Genomic DNA, 15886 nt, shown 5'->3' on the forward strand with positions numbered 1-15886 from the left:
CATGGACGTGCTCCTCGTCGCGCTGTACCTCGCCGGCGCCGCCGCGCTCCTCCGGCTGTTCGTCCTGGCCCGGCGGATGCGGGCGGGCGGTCCCCGCGGCGGTCTCCAGGACGTCCACGAGGCCGCGTTCCTCGGGGGCGGCCCGGCACGGGTCGCCGACACCGCGCTCGCCGCCATGCACCTGGACGGCCGGATCGTCATCGGCGGCCCCGGCGTCGTCGCCGTCGTCCACCGGATCGCCCACGACCCGGTGGAGCGGGCGGTGCTCGACACCCTCGCCGCCGCCCCGAGCGGCTCCCTGCGCTCGCTGCGGCTCGGCGTGATGACCCACCCCGCCGTGCAGGAGATCGGCGACGGCCTCGCCGCACGGGGCCTGGTGACCCTGCCGGGCCCCCGCCGCCACCTGCGGCGCTGGTGCGTCGGCGTCATCGTGGGCGCCTTCCTGCTGTTCCCGGTGGCCATCGTCGCCACCGTCGCCGAGTTCGCGGTCGACGGGCCCTCGGTGCCGTTCTTCGTGTTGGTCATGCCGCTGTTCTTCGTGTGCTTCCTCGCCGCGCTGATCTGCGGGACGACCTCCACCCGCCCGGTGAGCGCGGCGGGGCTCGCGGCCCTCGCCGCCTTCCGGCGCGAACAGGGCGGCGGAGCGGCCGAGCAGGTCGCGCTCGGCGGGATCCGGGCGCTGTCCGACCGCGACCTGTGGGAGCGGCTGCGGGACGCGGCCCGGCCCGAGGGACCGGTCCGCGGGCACCGGAGCCGTACCTCCGCCCCGTACGGCTCCGACACGACCGCCGCCGCGGCCGTGGTGATGTGGTGCGCGGGCCCGGAGACGGGCGGCGGCGACGGCTGGGGCTCGGACTCCGGCTCGGGGTCGGGGTCGGGGTCGAGCTGCGGATCGGGCGGCTCGTCCTGCGGCTCCTCGTCCTGCGGCTCGTCGTCCTCCTCGTGCGGCTCCTCCTCGTCCTCGTCGTGCGGCGGAGGCGGCTCGTCCTGCGGAGGGTCCAGCGGCTGAGCCGTTCGGGTGGCGGGGCCGCCGGTCCTGTCGTACAACTCGATCATGGTCTGGTTCCCGCTCCTCCTCGTCGCCTGCGCCGTGACCGCCGTCGCGTGCGCGCGGCTCTGCCGGGCCGCGACAGCCGCCGGCGGGCCCGGCGGCGGCGCGTCCGGGGAGGGGGAACTCACCCTGGGCGAGGCCGCGTTCCTCGCCGGCGGGCCGGGGCGGGTCACCGAGCTGGCGCTGGTCTCGATGCACCGGGCGCGGCGGCTGCTGCTCGCGCGCACCGGCTGGGCGACGGTCCTCGACGCCTCCGGCGGCGGGGACGAGCTGGAGCGGGCGGTGCTCGGCGCGATCGGTCCCGGCGGTCAGGCGCCGGTGCCCCGGCTGCGTCCGGTGGTCGCCGGCGCCGCCTGCGTACGCCGGATCGAGGAGGGGCTGGTGGCCCGGGGGCTCGCGGTGCCGGGGGCGGGGCGGCGGGAGGTCGCGGCCGGGCTGCGGGCGGTGCGGGGCGCGTTCCTGCTGGCGCTCGCGCTGGGGACGGTCGCGGCGGCGCTGGTGGAGCCGGCGGAGCGGGCGCGGGTCGTCGCCGGGTTCGTCCTGCCGCTGACGGCCTCGGGGCTCTGCTGGGCGATCGCCCGGTCTCCGCGCGGCCGGTGGGCCTCGCACGCCGGTCAGCGGCTGCTCGCGGGGCTTTCGGCGGAGGATCCGCTCACCGCGCTCGCCACCCGTGGGCCGGCGGTCCTGGAACCGGAGCTGCGGTCGGCGCTGGGAAGGGCGTGAGGGGGAGGAACCCCGGTGCGGAGGGCGTGAGGGAAGGGACGCCGGTGCGGCGCGCTCGCGCGCGCCGCACCCGGTGCCGGACCCGGTGTCGCTGGAGCGGCGGACCATGGCGTGGCCACCGTCTGATCTTCCGGGTCGAGGGGCGAACGCCCCGGCTGGGAGCCGGGGCGCCACCAGGTCGTGGGGCGGCCGTCAGGCCAGGCCCGCCACCAGCTCCGCGACGCTCTTGCGGCGGCCGGTGTAGAAGGGGACCTCCTCGCGGACGTGCATCCGCGCCTCGGAGGCGCGCAGGTGGCGCATGAGGTCGACGATGCGGTGCAGCTCGTCGGCCTCGAAGGCGAGCAGCCACTCGTAGTCGCCGAGCGAGAAGGAGGCGACGGTGTTGGCGCGGACGTCCGGGTAGCCGCGGGCCATCTTGCCGTGGTCGGCGAGCATCCGGCGGCGGTCCTCGTCCGGCAGCAGGTACCAGTCGTACGAGCGGACGAAGGGGTAGACCGAGACGTAGTCGCGGGGGGTCTCGTCGGCGAGGAAGGCCGGAATGTGCGACTTGTTGAACTCGGCGGGGCGGTGCAGCGCCATGTTCGACCAGACCGGCTCCAGGGCGCGGCCCAGCTTCGTACGGCGGAAGAGGTTGTACGCCGTCTGGAGCTCGTCGCTCGTCTCGGCGTGCCACCAGATCATGACGTCGGCGTCGGCGCGCAGACCGGACAGGTCGTACGTGCCGCGGACGGTGACGTCCTCGGCCGCCAGCTTGTCGAACAGCTCCTGGACCTCGTCGGCGTAGCCGGTCCGGTCGGCGGGCAGGACGTCGCGCAGCTTGAAGACGGACCACAGGGTGTAGCGGATGACCTCGTTGAGGTCCTTCGCCTTCTTACCGGCGTTCGGGATCTTTTCGGGCGCACTCATACGCCTATTCTCGCCCGTCACGAGGAGTGCCCCGCACCGGGGTGCCCCGTTTCCGGCGTGGCGATGATCTCGTCCGCGACGGCGTCGGCCGCGCGGTGCGCCGAGGCGACGCAGGCGGGGATGCCGACGCCGTCGTACGCGGCCCCGGCGAGGCGCAGTCCGGGCAGTGCCGCGAGGGCGGCGCGGGCGCGGGCGACGCGGTCCAGGTGGCCGACGGGGTACTGGGGCAGGCCGTCGGTCCAGCGGGTGACGGTGGTGGCGACGGGGCGGGCGGCGAGGCCGGCGGCGGCGCCGAGGTCCTTGAGGGAGGCGGCGACCAGGTCCTCGTCGTCGCGGTGGAGCCAGGTGTCCTCGCCGTGCCGGCCGACGGAGGTGCGGAGCACGAAGAGCTCGGGCGCCGCCTCGCCGACCCAGCGCCACTTCTGGCTGGAGAAGGTGGACGCCTTGATGGTGTGCCCGTCGACGGGCGGGACGAGGAAGCCGGAGCCGGGAAGCGCGGGCAGGTCGGCGCGGCGGAAGGCGAGCGTCACCAGGGCCATGGAGGCGTACGCGATCTCGCCGAGGAGCGCGGCGGCCTCGGGGGCGGGGCCGCCGAGGAGGCGGGCGGCGACGGGGGCGGGGGCGGCAAGGACGACGGCGTCCGCGTCGAGGGTCCGCTCCGGGGTGACGACCCGCCAGCCGGTGCCGTCCCGGAGCAGCGCGGTCACGGGGGCGTCGGTGAGGATCGTGCCGCCGGCGGCGCGGACGGCGTCGGCGACGGCGCCGGGGAGGGTGCCGATGCCGCCGGAGAGGCCGGCGAAGGCGGCTCCGCCGAGGCCGGTGGCGGCGCCCGCCACGTCGTCGGGGACGGCGGCGCCGGCGGCCTGGACGGCGCGGACCGCCGCGGTGAGGGTGGGGTGGCGGCGGGCGGCCTCGAAGAGGGCGGGGACGGCGGCCTTCATCGAGATGCGGTAGGCGTCGCCGGCGTAGACGCCGCCGAGGAGGGGTTCGACGAGCCGGTCGACGACCTCGTGGCCCATGCGCTCGGCGACGTACGCGCCGATGGCGGTGTCGTCGCCGGCCTCGGTGGGCGGCAGCTCGGTGTCGCGGCCGATCCGGCGCAGTCCTTCCTCGGAGAGGAGGCCGGCGACGGCTCCGGGGTCGCCGGGGACGCCCATGACGTGGCCCTTGGGCATCGGGACGAGCCGGCCCCGGGACCAGACGGAGGCGGTGGTGGTGCCCGGGGCCTGGAGCCGGTCGCCGAGGCCGACGGCCTCGGCGAGCGCGACGGCCTCGGGGCGGCGGGCCAGCAGGGACTCGGCGCCGAGGTCCACGGGGGCGCCGGCGATCTCCCCGGCGAGCAGCTTGCCGCCGAGCCGGCCGCCGGCCTCCAGGAGGGTGACGCGCGCTCCGGCGGCGAGCAGCCGGTGGGCGGCGGCGAGGCCGGTGATGCCGCCGCCGACGACGACGGCGTGAGGTCCGGCGTGGGGTCCCGTGGTGTCCGCGTTCATGGGACCACTCTCTCAAATCGCCCCCGGGCTCCCGTTCCGAGGCCGGAACGTGACCGCATCGCTACCGGGGGCGCGAACCCGGGGCGGGTCCCGTACGTCCTAGAGGCATTGCTTCCGGTGAACCTGGGGGGTTCGGTGCGTGTGTCGAGCGGAACGGTCGGAACGGCTGGGGCGGGCAGGACCGCCGGCGGGCGGAGGGCGGGGGCGGCGCTGCTGCTCGCCGCCTCGCTGGCGCTGACGGCGGGGTGCGCGGGCGGCGCCTCCGACGCGACGGGGGCCAAGGCCGCCGCCCCGGCGGCGGGCGAGGCCGCCGACGGGGCGGCGCGGCAGGACGGGACGACGGGGGGCTCGGGCGGATCGGGCGGCTCCGCCGGTGCGAAGGGGGACGCGAAGGGGGAGGCGGCGAAGGCGCCGGCCGCGCAGCACGTGATCCGTACGGCCTCGCTGTCGGTGGAGGTCGAGAAGGTGGCGGAGACCGCCGACCGGGTGCGGGCGGTGGCGGCGTCCGCGGGCGGGCGGGTCGAGTCGGAGACGACCGAGCGCGTCGAGGACCGGTACGACCACTCGACGATGGTGCTGCGGGTGCCGCAGGAGCGGTACGACCACGTCCTCTCCGAGCTGGCCGGCACCGGCACCCTCCTGGCGCGCAAGGCGGAGGCGCAGGACGTCACCGACCAGGTGGTGGACGTGGAGAGCCGGATCGCCACGCAGCGGGCCAGTGTGGCGCGGGTGCGGGCGCTGATGGACCGGGCGGAGCGGCTGGCCGACGTGGTGACCCTGGAGGGGGAGCTGAGCCGGCGGCAGGCGGACCTGGAGGCGCTGCTCGCCCAGCAGGCGTCGCTGAAGGACCGGACCTCGCTGGCGACGATCACGCTGAGCCTCACGGAGAAGGAGCGGCCGGTCGTCGAGGACGAGCGGACGGACGACAGCCGCCCGGGCCTCGGGGAGTCGCTGTCCGGCGGCTGGGGCGCGCTGACCGCCGTGGTCGCCTGGGTCCTGGTGGTCCTCGCGGCGCTCGCCCCGTGGCTGGCGGTGGCCCTGGGCGCGTACGCGGTGTGGCGGTGGGTCGTGCGGCCGCGGCTCCGCGCCCGCGCGGCCGTCGCGGGGCCCCGGCCCGACGCGGAACCGGCCGTGGTGCCGGCGCAGCCGGGGCGGACGAACGCGGCGGGGCTTCCGGTGCCCGACGCGGAGCCGGACGAGGAGGCCCCGGCGCCGTAGCGTGGGCGCATGAGCGAACGACTGGTGGTCATCGGCGGCGACGCGGCGGGCATGTCCGCCGCGTCGCAGGCGCGCAGGCTCAAGGGGACGGGGGAGCTGGAGATCACGGCCTTCGAGCGGGGCCGGTTCTCCTCGTACTCGGCGTGCGGCATCCCGTACTGGGTGGGCGGGGACGTGGGCGGGCGGGAGGAGCTGATCGCCCGCTCCCCCGAGGAGCACCGGGCGCGCGGGATCGGGCTGCGGACCAGGACCGAGGTGACGGAGATCGACCTCGCCGGGCAGAGGGTTCTGGCCAGGGACCTGGCGGCCGGTACGGAGGGGTGGACGGGCTTCGACAAGCTGGTGATCGCGACCGGGGCGCGCCCGGCCCGGCCGCCGGTGCCGGGGATCGACGCGGCGGGCGTGCACGGGGTGCAGACCCTGGAGGACGGGCAGGCGCTGCTCGACTCGCTGGCCGGGACGGCGGGGCGGCGGGCGGTGGTCGTCGGCGCGGGGTACATCGGTGTGGAGATGGCCGAGGCGCTGCTGAACCGCGGGTACGAGGTGACGGTGCTCAACCGGGGCGAGCAGCCGATGTCGACGCTCGACCCGGACATGGGGCGGCTGGTGCACGCGGCGATGGACGGGCTGGGGGTCCGTACCGTCGGGTCGGCGGAGGTGCGGGAGATCCTCACGGGCGACGACGGCGGGGTCCGGGCGGTGGCGACGGACGACGGCGAGTACCCGGCGGACGTGGTGGTGCTCGGGACGGGTGTGGTGCCGGAGACCTCGCTGGCGGAGGCGGCGGGGCTGCCGCTCGGGACGCACGGCGGACTGCTCACGGACCTGTCGATGCGGGTGCGGGGGCAGGAGAACGTGTGGGCGGGCGGGGACTGCGTGGAGGTCCTGGACCTGGTGTCGGGCCGGGAGCGGCACGTGCCGCTGGGCACCCACGCCAACAAGCAGGGGCAGGTGATCGGCTCGAACGTGGGCGGCGGTTACGCGACCTTCCCCGGGGTGGTGGGGACGGCGGTGTCGAAGGTCTGCGACCTGGAGATCGCCAGGACCGGGCTCCGGGAGAAGGACGCGCGGGCGGTCGGGCTGCGGTTCGTGGCGGTGACGGTGGAGTCGACGAGCCGGGCGGGCTACTACCCGGGGGCGGCGCCGATGACGGTGAAGATGCTCGCGGAGAAGCGGACCGGGCGGCTGCTGGGGGTGCAGATCGTGGGCCGGGAGGGCGCGGCGAAGCGGGTGGACGTGGCGGCGGTGGCGCTGACGGCCCGGATGACGGTGGAGCAGGTGGCGGCGCTGGACCTGGGGTACGCGCCGCCGTTCTCGCCGGTGTGGGACCCGGTGCTGGTCGCGGCCAGGAAGGCGGTGGCGGCGGTACGGGCGGAGGGGTGAGCGGACCGCCCGGCCGCGGCTGAGCGGGGCCGGGGCGGCAGGGCGGCGGGGCCGGCCCCGCCGCCGTGCCCTCCGGGCCGGTGGCGTCAGACGGCGGTGCGCTCGTGGACGTGGGCGACGAGGCGGGTGAGGGCGTCGGGGTCCATCGACGGCATGACGCCGTGGCCCAGGTTGAAGACGTGGCCCTCCAGGCCCTTGGCGGCGGCCAGGACCTCGTCGGCCTTGGCCTCCACGACCTCGGTGGGGGCGAAGAGGACGGCGGGGTCGAGGTTGCCCTGGAGCGCCTTGCCGGGGCCGACGCGGTGGGCGGCCTCGTCGAGCGGGACGCGCCAGTCGACGCCGACGACGTCCGCTCCGGCCTCGCCCATGAGGCCGAGGAGCTCGCCGGTGCCGACGCCGAAGTGGATGCGGGGGACGCCGTGCGCCGCGACCGCGTCGAAGACCTTCGCGGAGGCGGGCAGGACCGAGCGGCGGTAGTCGGCGGGGGCGAGGGCGCCGACCCAGGAGTCGAAGAGCTGGATCGCGGAGGCGCCGGCCTCGATCTGCACCGTCAGGAAGGCGGAGGTGATCTCGGCGAGGCGGTCGAGCAGGTCGGCCCAGAGCTGCGGGTCGCCGTACATGAGCGCCTTGGTGTGCTCGTGGCTGCGGGACGGGCCGCCCTCGACGAGGTAGCTCGCGAGGGTGAAGGGAGCGCCGGCGAAGCCGATCAGCGGGGTGTCGCCGAGCTCCTCGGTGAGCATGCCGACGGCCTCGCTGACGTAGCGGACGTCGTCGGGGGTGAGGTCGCGGAGCCGGTCGAGGTCGGCGCGGGTGCGGATCGGTTCGGCGACGACGGGGCCGACGCCGGGCTTGATGTCGAGGTCGACGCCGATGGCCTTGAGGGGGACGACGATGTCGCTGAAGAAGATCGCGGCGTCGACCTTGTGGCGGCGGACGGGCTGGAGCGTGATCTCCTTGACCAGCTCGGGCCGCATGCAGGACTCCAGCATGGGGATGCCCTCGCGGACCTTCAGGTACTCGGGGAGGGAGCGCCCTGCCTGGCGCATGAACCAGACGGGGGTGTGGGGCACGGGCTCGCGCCGGCACGCCTTGAGGAACGCGGAGTCGTACGTCCGCGACTGCTGCTTCGTCTGCTGGCCCGTCGGGCTGTTCATGGCGCTCACGCCCAAATCTTCGCATGTGACCGGAAGCCGCTGGTGCCGGGCGGGTGTCCCTCCCCGCATGGCGGCCCCGTTCCGCCTACTCTTCCCCGCATGGCTGCGGCTCAGGGACATTTTTCCGATCATTCCGACGGCATTCGAGGGACGGGCGACAAGGCGGAGAGTACGGCGGGGACCCCGGTGCCGACGGCGTTCCGGAGGGCGGTGGACGCCCTGCGGACGGCGCGGCTGCGGTCCGAGATGGAGATCGAGCCGACCCGGCCGCCGCAGCGGCTCGCGCCGTACGCGTACGCGGTGGAGGCGGCGGTCGTCGACGGCGAGGAGGACCTCGCGGACGGGCGTCTGGTGCTGCTGCACGATCCGGCGGGGCACGACGCCTGGAAGGGCACCTTCCGGCTGGTGACGCTGGTGCGGGCGGAGCTGGAGCCGGAGATGGCGGCGGACCCGCTGCTGCCGGAGGTGTGCTGGTCGTGGCTGACCGGGGCGCTGGAGGCGCGCGGGCTCGCGTACGGGGAGGCGAGCGGGACGGTGACGATGGCGGGCTCGCACTACTTCGGGGGGCTCGCGGCGCGCCGTCCGGCCACCCAGATCGAGATCCGGGCGTCCTGGACGCCCCTGGAGGGGGCCGGCGGGGTGCCGGACACGGCGGCGCACCTGGCGGCCTGGTCGGACCTGCTGTGCCAGATCGCGGGGCTGCCGCCCGCGCCGGCGGAACCGCCCGGGGGGACGGGTCCGGCCGGGGGGACGGGCGCGGCGGGGACGGTGTCGGGCGCGGGGGTCGTCTCGCTGCCCCAGCGCCGGGGGCCGCAGGGAGCCTGAGCGGAGTCCGGCCGGCGGTGCGCGAGGGGCCCTTCGGGGCCCCTTCTCGCGTTCGTACGGGGGTCCCCCGTGGGGGTGAGGGAACGGGGCCCACTCGTAGGATGATCGATCGCTCGTCCGAATTGCCCCAATTGTTACTCACTAAATCGTGATCTTTCCCTAAAGGCGGGCGCCCGGATTGCCGAAGGAGTCATTGACCCCTTCAGAGCACGGGTTCGCCCCCGGCTTCTTCCCCGAGCCGGCTCCGTCCCGCCCCTTCCCCCCAGGAGGCCGAGTGTCCGTTCTGCTCGAGCAGCCCGCTAGCCTGGTCGCCTACCGCCCGAACAAGCCGACGGCCATGGTCGTCGTGGCCGACCCGCGCGTCCGCTCCACCGTCACCCGCCACCTGTGGGCGCTCGGCGTACGCGACGTGATCGAGGCGTCGTCCATCGCGGAGGCCCGTCCCCGCGTCGGCAACCCGCGCGACATCTGCGTGGCCGACGTCCACCTTCCCGACGGCAGCGGCCTCACCCTGCTGTCCGAGACCCGCGCCGCCGGCTGGCCCAACGGCCTCGCCCTCTCGGCCGCCGACGACATCGGCGCGGTGCGCAACGCGCTCGCCGGCGGCGTGAAGGGCTACGTCGTCACCGGCACGCGGACCAATATCGGCCACCCGACGCGCCCCGGCGCCGCGCCCATCGGCGCCGCGGCCGCCCGGCTCGGCCACCGCCGCCCCCCGGGTGCCCCGAGCCACCCGGGCGGCTACCGCGAGCTCTCCGGCCGCGAGGTCGAGGTGCTCCGCCTGGTCGCCGAGGGCCAGTCCAACAAGGCCATCGGCGTCTCCATGGGGCTCTCGGCGCTCACCGTGAAGAGCCACCTCGCCCGGATCGCCCGCAAGCTGGGCACCGGCGACCGGGCCGGCATGGTCGCCGTGGCGCTGCGGACCGGGATCATCCACTGACGCCACCCCGACGGAAACGCGGCGCCTGTCGACGGAACGTTCCGTCGGCAGGCGCTTGCCGTCGGCGGATACCCTTGACAGGTGACCGACGCCCAAGAGACCGCAGCAGACACCGCACTGCGCACCACCGGGGGCGGCCCCCCGGACGAAAACGTCCCTGCGAATGGGCTTCCGACCCCGTTGCTGGAGCCCCGTGAGGGCGTCCCGCCGGTCGTCGCGGGCGAGCCGGAGCTCGCCCGGGTGATCGCCGCCTTCGCCGCCGGACGAGGACCCGTCGCCGTCGACGCCGAGCGCGCCTCCGGCTACCGCTACGGCCAGCGCGCCTACCTCGTCCAGCTCCGCCGCGAGGGCGCGGGCACCGCGCTGATCGACCCGGTCGGCTGCCCCGACCTCTCCGGCCTCGGCCAGGCCCTCGACGGCACCGAGTGGATCCTGCACGCGGCCACCCAGGACCTGCCCTGCCTCCGCGACATAGGCATGCGCCCCTCCTCGCTCTTCGACACCGAGCTGGCCGGCCGGCTCGCCGGCTTCCCGCGCGTCGGCCTCGGCGCGATGGTCGAGTCCGTCCTCGGCTACGCCCTGGAGAAGGGCCACTCGGCGGTCGACTGGTCCACCCGCCCGCTCCCCGAGCCCTGGCTGCGCTACGCGGCCCTCGACGTCGAGCTCCTCGTCGACCTGCGCGACGCGCTGGAGAAGGAGCTGGACCGGCAGGGGAAGCTGGAGTGGGCCCGCGAGGAGTTCGAGTCCATCGCCCTCGCCCCGCCCGCCCCTCCGCGCAAGGACCCCTGGCGCCGCACCTCCGGCATGCACAAGGTGCGCCGCCGCCGCCAGATGGCGGTCGTACGCGAGCTGTGGACGGCCCGCGACCGGGTCGCCCAGCGGCGCGACGTCTCCCCCGGCAAGGTGCTGGGCGACGCGGCGATCGTCGAGGCGGCGCTCGCCGTCCCGGTGAACGTCGCCGCCCTCACCGCCCTGCCCGGTTTCGGCCACCGGATGGGCCGGCGCCAGCTGGAGCAGTGGCAGGCGGCCGTGGACCGGGCCCGCGCCCTCCCCGAGAGCGAGCTGCCCCAGCCGGGCGCGCAGCCGGCCGGCCCGCCCCCGCCGCGCGCCTGGGCGGACAAGGACCCGGCCGCCGCCGCGCGCCTCTCGGCCGCCCGGGCCGGCGTCTCGGCGCTCGCCGAGGAGCTGAACCTCCCGCAGGAGAACCTGATCACCCCGGACACCGTCCGCCGGATCTGCTGGGAGCCCCCGGCCCCCGCCGACCGGGACGCCATCGCCGCCGCGCTGACCGCGCACGGCGCCCGCTCCTGGCAGATCGGCCTGGTCACCCCGCTCCTCGCCGAGGCCCTGACGGCCCGCGCCTGAGGTCGTGGACCGACCCGTGCGACGAAGCCCCCCGCGCCCCGGCGCCGGGGGCTTCCGCGCGTCCGTGCGGGTGTGACCTCCGTCGCTTGGCCCTCAGGGGGTGGGCAGCTTGGTTACCCACAAGTAGCATGGGGGAAGCAAGCGCACGCTTAGTGGTGCGCCGCAGCAGTGCCGTCCCGCACCTGGAGGAGAGCCATCGTGCCTCGTACCGTCAGGGACGTCGTCTTCGTCGACGGCGTCCGCACCCCGTTCGGCAAGGCGGGCCCGAAGGGCATCTACCACGAGACCCGCGCCGACGACCTCGTCGTGAAGGCCATCCGGGAGCTGCTGCGCCGCAACCCGGCCCTCGACCCGGCGAAGATCGACGAGGTCGCGATCGCCGCGACGACCCAGATCGGCGACCAGGGCCTCACCCTCGGCCGCACCGCCGGCATCCTCGCCGGTCTGCCGCAGTCCGTGCCCGGCTACTCCATCGACCGCATGTGCGCAGGCGCGCTCACGGCCGTGACGAGCGTCGCCGGCTCCATCGCCTTCGGCGCCTACGACGCCGTCATCGCCGGCGGTGTCGAGCACATGGGCCGCCACCCCATGGGCGAGGGCGTCGACCCGAACCCGCGCTTCGTCAGCGAGAAGCTGGTCGACGAGTCCGCCCTCTTCATGGGCATGACCGCCGAGAACCTGCACGACCGCTACCCGCACATCACCAAGCGGCGCGCCGACGAGTACGCCGTGCGCTCGCAGGAGAAGGCCGCCAAGGCGTACGCCGACGGCAAGATCCAGCAGGACCTGGTGCCGATCTCGGTCCGCCGCACCTCCCCCGAGGCCGGCGAGACCGGCTGGGGCCTGGTCACCGCCGACGAGCCGATGCGCCCGGGCACCACCCTGGAGTCCCTGGCGGGCCTGAAGACGCCCTTCCGCGTCCACGGCAACGTCACCGCGGGCAACGCGGCCGGCCTGAACGACGGCGCCACCGCCTCGATCATCGCCTCCGAGGAGTTCGCCCGGGAGAACAACCTCCCGGTCAAGATGCGCCTCGTCTCGTACGCCTTCGCCGGCGTCGAGCCGGAGGTCATGGGCTACGGTCCGATCCCGGCCACCGAGAAGGCCCTGGCCAAGGCCGGTCTGACGATCGACGACATCAACCTGTTCGAGATCAACGAGGCGTTCGCCGTCCAGGTCCTCGCCTTCCTCGACCACTACGGCATCGCCGACGACGACACGCGCGTCAACCAGTACGGCGGCGCGATCGCCTTCGGTCACCCGCTCGCTTCCTCCGGCGTCCGTCTGATGACGCAGCTGGCCCGCCAGTTCGAGGAGCAGCCCGAGGTCCGCTACGGCCTCACCACCATGTGCGTCGGCTTCGGCATGGGCGCGACGGTCATCTGGGAGAACCCCCACTGGGAGGGCAAGTGAGCACCACCGCCGAGCTTCTGAAGGGCGCCGCCGAGCTCTTCCCCGACGAGGTCGTCACCCAGGCCCACGTGCGCCACTTCGACCTGCCCTCCGGGGCCGGCCGCTTCGCGCTGATCACCCTGGACAACGGCTTCGACCACACCAAGCCGACCACCTTCGGCCCGCAGTCCCTCGCCAATCTGAACACGGCGATCGACCAGGTCGAGGCCGAGGCCGCCAACGGCGAGATCGTCGCCGCCGGCCTCACCGGCAAGCCGTTCATCTTCGCGGTCGGCGCCGACCTCAAGGGCGTCGAGCTGCTGAAGAAGCACGACGAGGCCCTCGCCATCGGCAAGGGCGGCCACGACGTCTTCAAGCGCCTCTCCGCGCTCGCCGTGCCGACCTTCGCGTACTACAACGGCGCGGCCATGGGCGGCGGCGTCGAGGTCGGTCTGCACTGCACCTACCGCACCGTGTCGAAGGCCCTCCCGGCCTTCTCGCTCCCCGAGGTCTTCCTCGGCCTGGTGCCCGGCTGGGGCGGCTGCGCGATCCTCCCGAACCTGATCGGCGCCGAGAAGGCCGTCCAGGTCATCATCGAGAACTCGCTCAACCAGAACCGCCAGCTCAAGGGCAAGCAGGTCTTCGAGCTCGGCATCGCCGACGCCCTGTTCGAGGGCGCCGACTTCCTGGAGCAGTCGCTCGTCTGGACCGCCGGTGTCCTCAACGGCACCGTGACCGTCGAGCGCCCGGAGATCGACCGCGGCGAGGGCTGGGACGCCGCCGTCGCCAAGGGCCGTACCGTCGCCGACTCCAAGGTGCACGGCGCCGCCCCGGCCGCCTACCGCGCCCTCGACATCATCGAGGCCGCCAAGGACGGCGACCTGCAGAAGGGCTTCGACGCCGAGGACCAGGCCCTCGCGGACCTGATCATGGGCGGCGAGCTCCGCTCCGGCATCTACGCCTTCAACCTGGTGCAGAAGCGCGGCAAGCGCCCCGCCGGCGCCCCGGACAAGTCCCTCGCCCGCCCGGTCACCAAGGTCGGCGTCGTCGGCGCCGGTCTGATGGCCTCCCAGCTGGCCCTGCTCTTCCTGCGCCGCCTGGAGGTGCCGGTCGTCCTGACCGACATCGACCAGGAGCGCGTGGACAAGGGCGTCGGCTACGTCCACGGCGAGATCGAGAAGCTGCTCGGCAAGGGCCGCATCAACCAGGACAAGGCCAACCGTCTCAAGGGCCTGGTCTCCGGCGTCCTCGACAAGGCCGAGGGCTTCGCGGACGCGGACTTCGTCATCGAGGCCGTGTTCGAGGAGATGTCCGTCAAGCAGAAGGTGTTCGCGGAGGTCGAGGCGGTCGCCCCGGCGCACGCGATCCTCGCCACCAACACCTCCTCGCTGTCGGTCTCCGAGATGGCCTCCAAGCTCCGGCACCCGGAGCGCGTGGTCGGCTTCCACTTCTTCAACCCGGTCGCCGTCCTGCCGCTCCTGGAGATCGTCAAGGGCGAGCAGACCGACGACGCCTCCCTCGCCACCGCCTTCGGCGTGGCGAAGAAGCTGAAGAAGACCGCGGTCCTCACCAAGGACGCCCCGGCGTTCGTCGTGAACCGCATCCTGACCCGCTTCATGGGCGAGATCCAGAACGTCATCGACGAGGGCACCTCGGTCGAGACGGCCGAGAAGGCCGTCGAGCCGCTGGGCCTGCCGATGTCCCCGCTGGTCCTCCTGGAGCTCGTGGGCCCGGCCATCGGCCTGCACGTCTCCGAGACCCTGAACCGCGCCTTCCCGGAGCGCTTCACCGTCTCCCCCAACCTGAAGGCCGTCGTCGAGGCCGGCAAGCGCGGCTTCTACGTCTACAAGCCGGAGAACGGCTTCAAGCCGGAGCTCGACCCCGAGGTCGCCGCGCTGCTCAAGCAGGGCGACAGCGTCCTCACCGAGCAGCAGGTCCGCGACCGCGTCCTCGACGCGGTGGCGCAGGAGATCGGCCTCATGCTGGAGGAGGGTGTCGTCGCCGAGGCGCAGGACATCGACCTCTGCCTGATCACCGGTGCCGGCTGGCCCTTCCACCTGGGCGGCATCACGCCGTACCTGGACCGCGAGGGCGTCTCCGAGCGCGTCAACGGCAAGCGTTTCCTGGCGCAGGGCGTCGCGAGCGTCCCGGCGTAACGCACCCCGTACGCAAGGCGCTGCCCGGCCCCCTCTCCAGGGGCCGGGCAGCGCCTTCGGCGTTCTCCCGGGCCCCCGCACGCGCGGCGGGGGCCCGGACGGTCTCAGAGCCGCGTCCAGGCGGCCAGGGCGAGGCCGGACTCGTCCTTCTGCCGGGTGACGACCACACCGCCGTCGGCCGCGAGCGCGGCGACCGCCGCCGCGCCGTCGGCGTCGGCCGTCAGGGACGGCGGGCCGAGCACCGGCGGTCCCGACGGGGTCCAGTGCAGGCCGGTGTCCTCGCGCTCCGTCAGGTACGCCGCCAGGGTGGCGCCGCCCTTGTCGTCGCACTGGGCGAGCAGGGTGCAGTCGTAGCCGTCGATGACACAGCGTCCCGCGGTGAGCGGGCCGGAACCGACCGCGTCGGCGAACGCCGTGGGCTCCAAGCCCCGGCCCGGGGACCAGGCGCGGATCCGGCCCTCGCCGTCGGCGTAGAAGAGGGTCACGTGCCCGGACTCGCCGGTCACCGCGGCGAGGGTGCCCTGGACGACCGGGGTGGTCAGCAGCGGCTCGACGACCGGGCGGGCGCCGGGCTCCTTCTGCACGTAGCGGAGCAGCCCGCGGTCGGTGGCGGTGTACAGCTCGACGAGGCCGTCGCCGTTGACCGCCGCCACCGGGTTCTGGTCGGTCCGGCCGCCCTTCAGGTCCCACCAGGGGTGCCAGCCGCCGGCGTCCTTCTGGACGCGGGCGCTGACGCCGCCGCCGCGGTTGCGGACGAAGACGTGGGCGCGGCCCTTGCCGTCGACGGCGAGCGCCGGGTTGCCGCACCACTCGCCCTTGCCGTTGGGGTGGCCGACGGCCTTCCACTCCACGTTGGGCCGGCCGGTCTGGAACTGGACGCTGTGCACCAGCTCGACGTGGTCCTCGCCCGCCTCGGCGCCGGTCGCGGTGGGGCGCAGGCCGATCAGGTGGACGTAGCGGTCGGGGCCCTGCGCGGCGGCCAGGAAGGGCAGCAGACCGCCGCCGCCGATCGGTTCGGGTCCGGTGAACCGGCCGCCGGGGCCCTCGGTCCAGCGGACCACCTCGCCGTCCCGGGGGACGTACACGCTGAAGCGTCCTTCGGCGCCCCGGGCCAGCCAGCCGCCGTGCATGCGGGGGGCGTCCGGGGAGCCGTGGGAGGGGTCGGCGGGGGCCTGGGGTCGGTTCACCATGGGGGGATCCAGCGCTCCGGGTCGAGTGGGGGTCGGTTCCCACCGACTGTATCCGCCCGACCCGGCCGCCTTCCCCGCGCCCGCTGGAACAGG

The 15886-nt window shown here is 74.9% G+C and carries 13 protein-coding genes; 9 read left to right on the top strand and 4 right to left on the bottom strand.

Features of this window, described 5'->3' with window-relative positions:
- Window position 1 precedes the first annotated feature (1 nt).
- On the top strand, window positions 2–1009 hold the full coding sequence (locus tag ACIGHB_RS11600) for a TIGR04222 domain-containing membrane protein (RefSeq protein ID WP_399911825.1): 1008 nt from the start codon (window positions 2–4) through the stop codon (window positions 1007–1009).
- Window positions 1010–1054: 45 nt separating this feature from the next.
- Window positions 1055–1774: a TIGR04222 domain-containing membrane protein gene (locus tag ACIGHB_RS11605; protein ID WP_360309324.1), complete on the top strand. Its 720-nt coding sequence runs from the start codon at window positions 1055–1057 to the stop codon at window positions 1772–1774.
- A gap of 192 nt (window positions 1775–1966) precedes the next feature.
- Here ACIGHB_RS11605 and hemQ read toward each other — a convergent pair whose 3' ends face one another.
- Window positions 1967–2680, bottom strand: coding sequence for a hydrogen peroxide-dependent heme synthase (hemQ, locus tag ACIGHB_RS11610; RefSeq protein ID WP_399911828.1), 714 nt, complete (start codon window positions 2678–2680; stop codon window positions 1967–1969).
- Window positions 2681–2697: 17 nt separating this feature from the next.
- Complete coding sequence (gene hemG / locus ACIGHB_RS11615; protein WP_399911831.1) at window positions 2698–4170, bottom strand: protoporphyrinogen oxidase; 1473 nt, start codon at window positions 4168–4170, stop codon at window positions 2698–2700.
- A gap of 141 nt (window positions 4171–4311) precedes the next feature.
- Between hemG and ACIGHB_RS11620 the strand changes: the two genes are divergently transcribed.
- Together ACIGHB_RS11620 and ACIGHB_RS11625 are read left to right on the top strand one after the other, a co-directional pair.
- On the top strand, window positions 4312–5388 hold the full coding sequence (locus ACIGHB_RS11620; RefSeq protein WP_399911834.1) for a DUF4349 domain-containing protein: 1077 nt from the start codon (window positions 4312–4314) through the stop codon (window positions 5386–5388).
- Window positions 5389–5397: 9 nt separating this feature from the next.
- The gene (locus ACIGHB_RS11625) at window positions 5398–6771 is read left to right on the top strand and encodes an FAD-dependent oxidoreductase (RefSeq protein ID WP_399911838.1); all 1374 of its coding nucleotides are present in this window, start codon (window positions 5398–5400) and stop codon (window positions 6769–6771) included.
- A gap of 86 nt (window positions 6772–6857) precedes the next feature.
- On the opposite strand, the gene hemE is transcribed toward ACIGHB_RS11625, so the two are convergent.
- Window positions 6858–7934: a uroporphyrinogen decarboxylase gene (gene hemE / locus ACIGHB_RS11630; protein ID WP_399911841.1), complete on the bottom strand. Its 1077-nt coding sequence runs from the start codon at window positions 7932–7934 to the stop codon at window positions 6858–6860.
- Window positions 7935–8024: 90 nt separating this feature from the next.
- Here hemE and ACIGHB_RS11635 point away from each other — a divergent pair, with 90 nt between their 5' ends.
- The 5 genes from ACIGHB_RS11635 to ACIGHB_RS11655 all read left to right on the top strand — a co-directional run bounded on the left by ACIGHB_RS11635 (window position 8025) and on the right by ACIGHB_RS11655 (window position 14603).
- Window positions 8025–8750, top strand: a complete 726-nt coding sequence (locus tag ACIGHB_RS11635) for a DUF3000 domain-containing protein (RefSeq protein ID WP_360309336.1) — start codon at window positions 8025–8027, stop codon at window positions 8748–8750.
- A 274-nt stretch (window positions 8751–9024) separates the two neighbouring features.
- Complete coding sequence (locus ACIGHB_RS11640; protein ID WP_015037008.1) at window positions 9025–9690, top strand: response regulator transcription factor; 666 nt, start codon at window positions 9025–9027, stop codon at window positions 9688–9690.
- A gap of 81 nt (window positions 9691–9771) precedes the next feature.
- Window positions 9772–11055, top strand: coding sequence for an HRDC domain-containing protein (locus ACIGHB_RS11645; protein WP_399911845.1), 1284 nt, complete (start codon window positions 9772–9774; stop codon window positions 11053–11055).
- A gap of 198 nt (window positions 11056–11253) precedes the next feature.
- Window positions 11254–12468, top strand: a complete 1215-nt coding sequence (locus ACIGHB_RS11650) for a thiolase family protein (protein WP_399911848.1) — start codon at window positions 11254–11256, stop codon at window positions 12466–12468.
- The gene (locus ACIGHB_RS11655) at window positions 12465–14603 is read left to right on the top strand and encodes a 3-hydroxyacyl-CoA dehydrogenase NAD-binding domain-containing protein (protein ID WP_399911851.1); all 2139 of its coding nucleotides are present in this window, start codon (window positions 12465–12467) and stop codon (window positions 14601–14603) included. The genes ACIGHB_RS11650 and ACIGHB_RS11655 overlap by 4 nt, the downstream gene beginning before the upstream one ends.
- Before the next feature lie 104 nt (window positions 14604–14707).
- On the opposite strand, the gene ACIGHB_RS11660 is transcribed toward ACIGHB_RS11655, so the two are convergent.
- On the bottom strand, window positions 14708–15793 hold the full coding sequence (locus ACIGHB_RS11660) for a hypothetical protein (RefSeq protein ID WP_360309344.1): 1086 nt from the start codon (window positions 15791–15793) through the stop codon (window positions 14708–14710).
- Window positions 15794–15886 lie beyond the last annotated feature (93 nt).

Source organism: Streptomyces sp. NPDC085460 (genome assembly GCF_044541975.1).
GTDB lineage: Bacteria > Actinomycetota > Actinomycetes > Streptomycetales > Streptomycetaceae > Streptomyces.

Bases quoted from the DNA above. Each gene is read 5' to 3' on its own strand.
- ACIGHB_RS11600 (WP_399911825.1), top strand. From the start codon at position 2: ATGGACGTGCTCCTCGTCGCGCTGTACCTCGCCGGCGCCGCCGCGCTC.
- ACIGHB_RS11605 (WP_360309324.1), top strand. From the start codon at position 1,055: ATGGTCTGGTTCCCGCTCCTCCTCGTCGCCTGCGCCGTGACCGCCGTC.
- hemQ (WP_399911828.1), bottom strand. From the start codon at position 2,680: ATGAGTGCGCCCGAAAAGATCCCGAACGCCGGTAAGAAGGCGAAGGAC.
- hemG (WP_399911831.1), bottom strand. From the start codon at position 4,170: ATGAACGCGGACACCACGGGACCCCACGCCGGACCTCACGCCGTCGTC.
- ACIGHB_RS11625 (WP_399911838.1), top strand. From the start codon at position 5,398: ATGAGCGAACGACTGGTGGTCATCGGCGGCGACGCGGCGGGCATGTCC.
- ACIGHB_RS11635 (WP_360309336.1), top strand. From the start codon at position 8,025: ATGGCTGCGGCTCAGGGACATTTTTCCGATCATTCCGACGGCATTCGA.
- ACIGHB_RS11660 (WP_360309344.1), bottom strand. From the start codon at position 15,793: ATGGTGAACCGACCCCAGGCCCCCGCCGACCCCTCCCACGGCTCCCCG.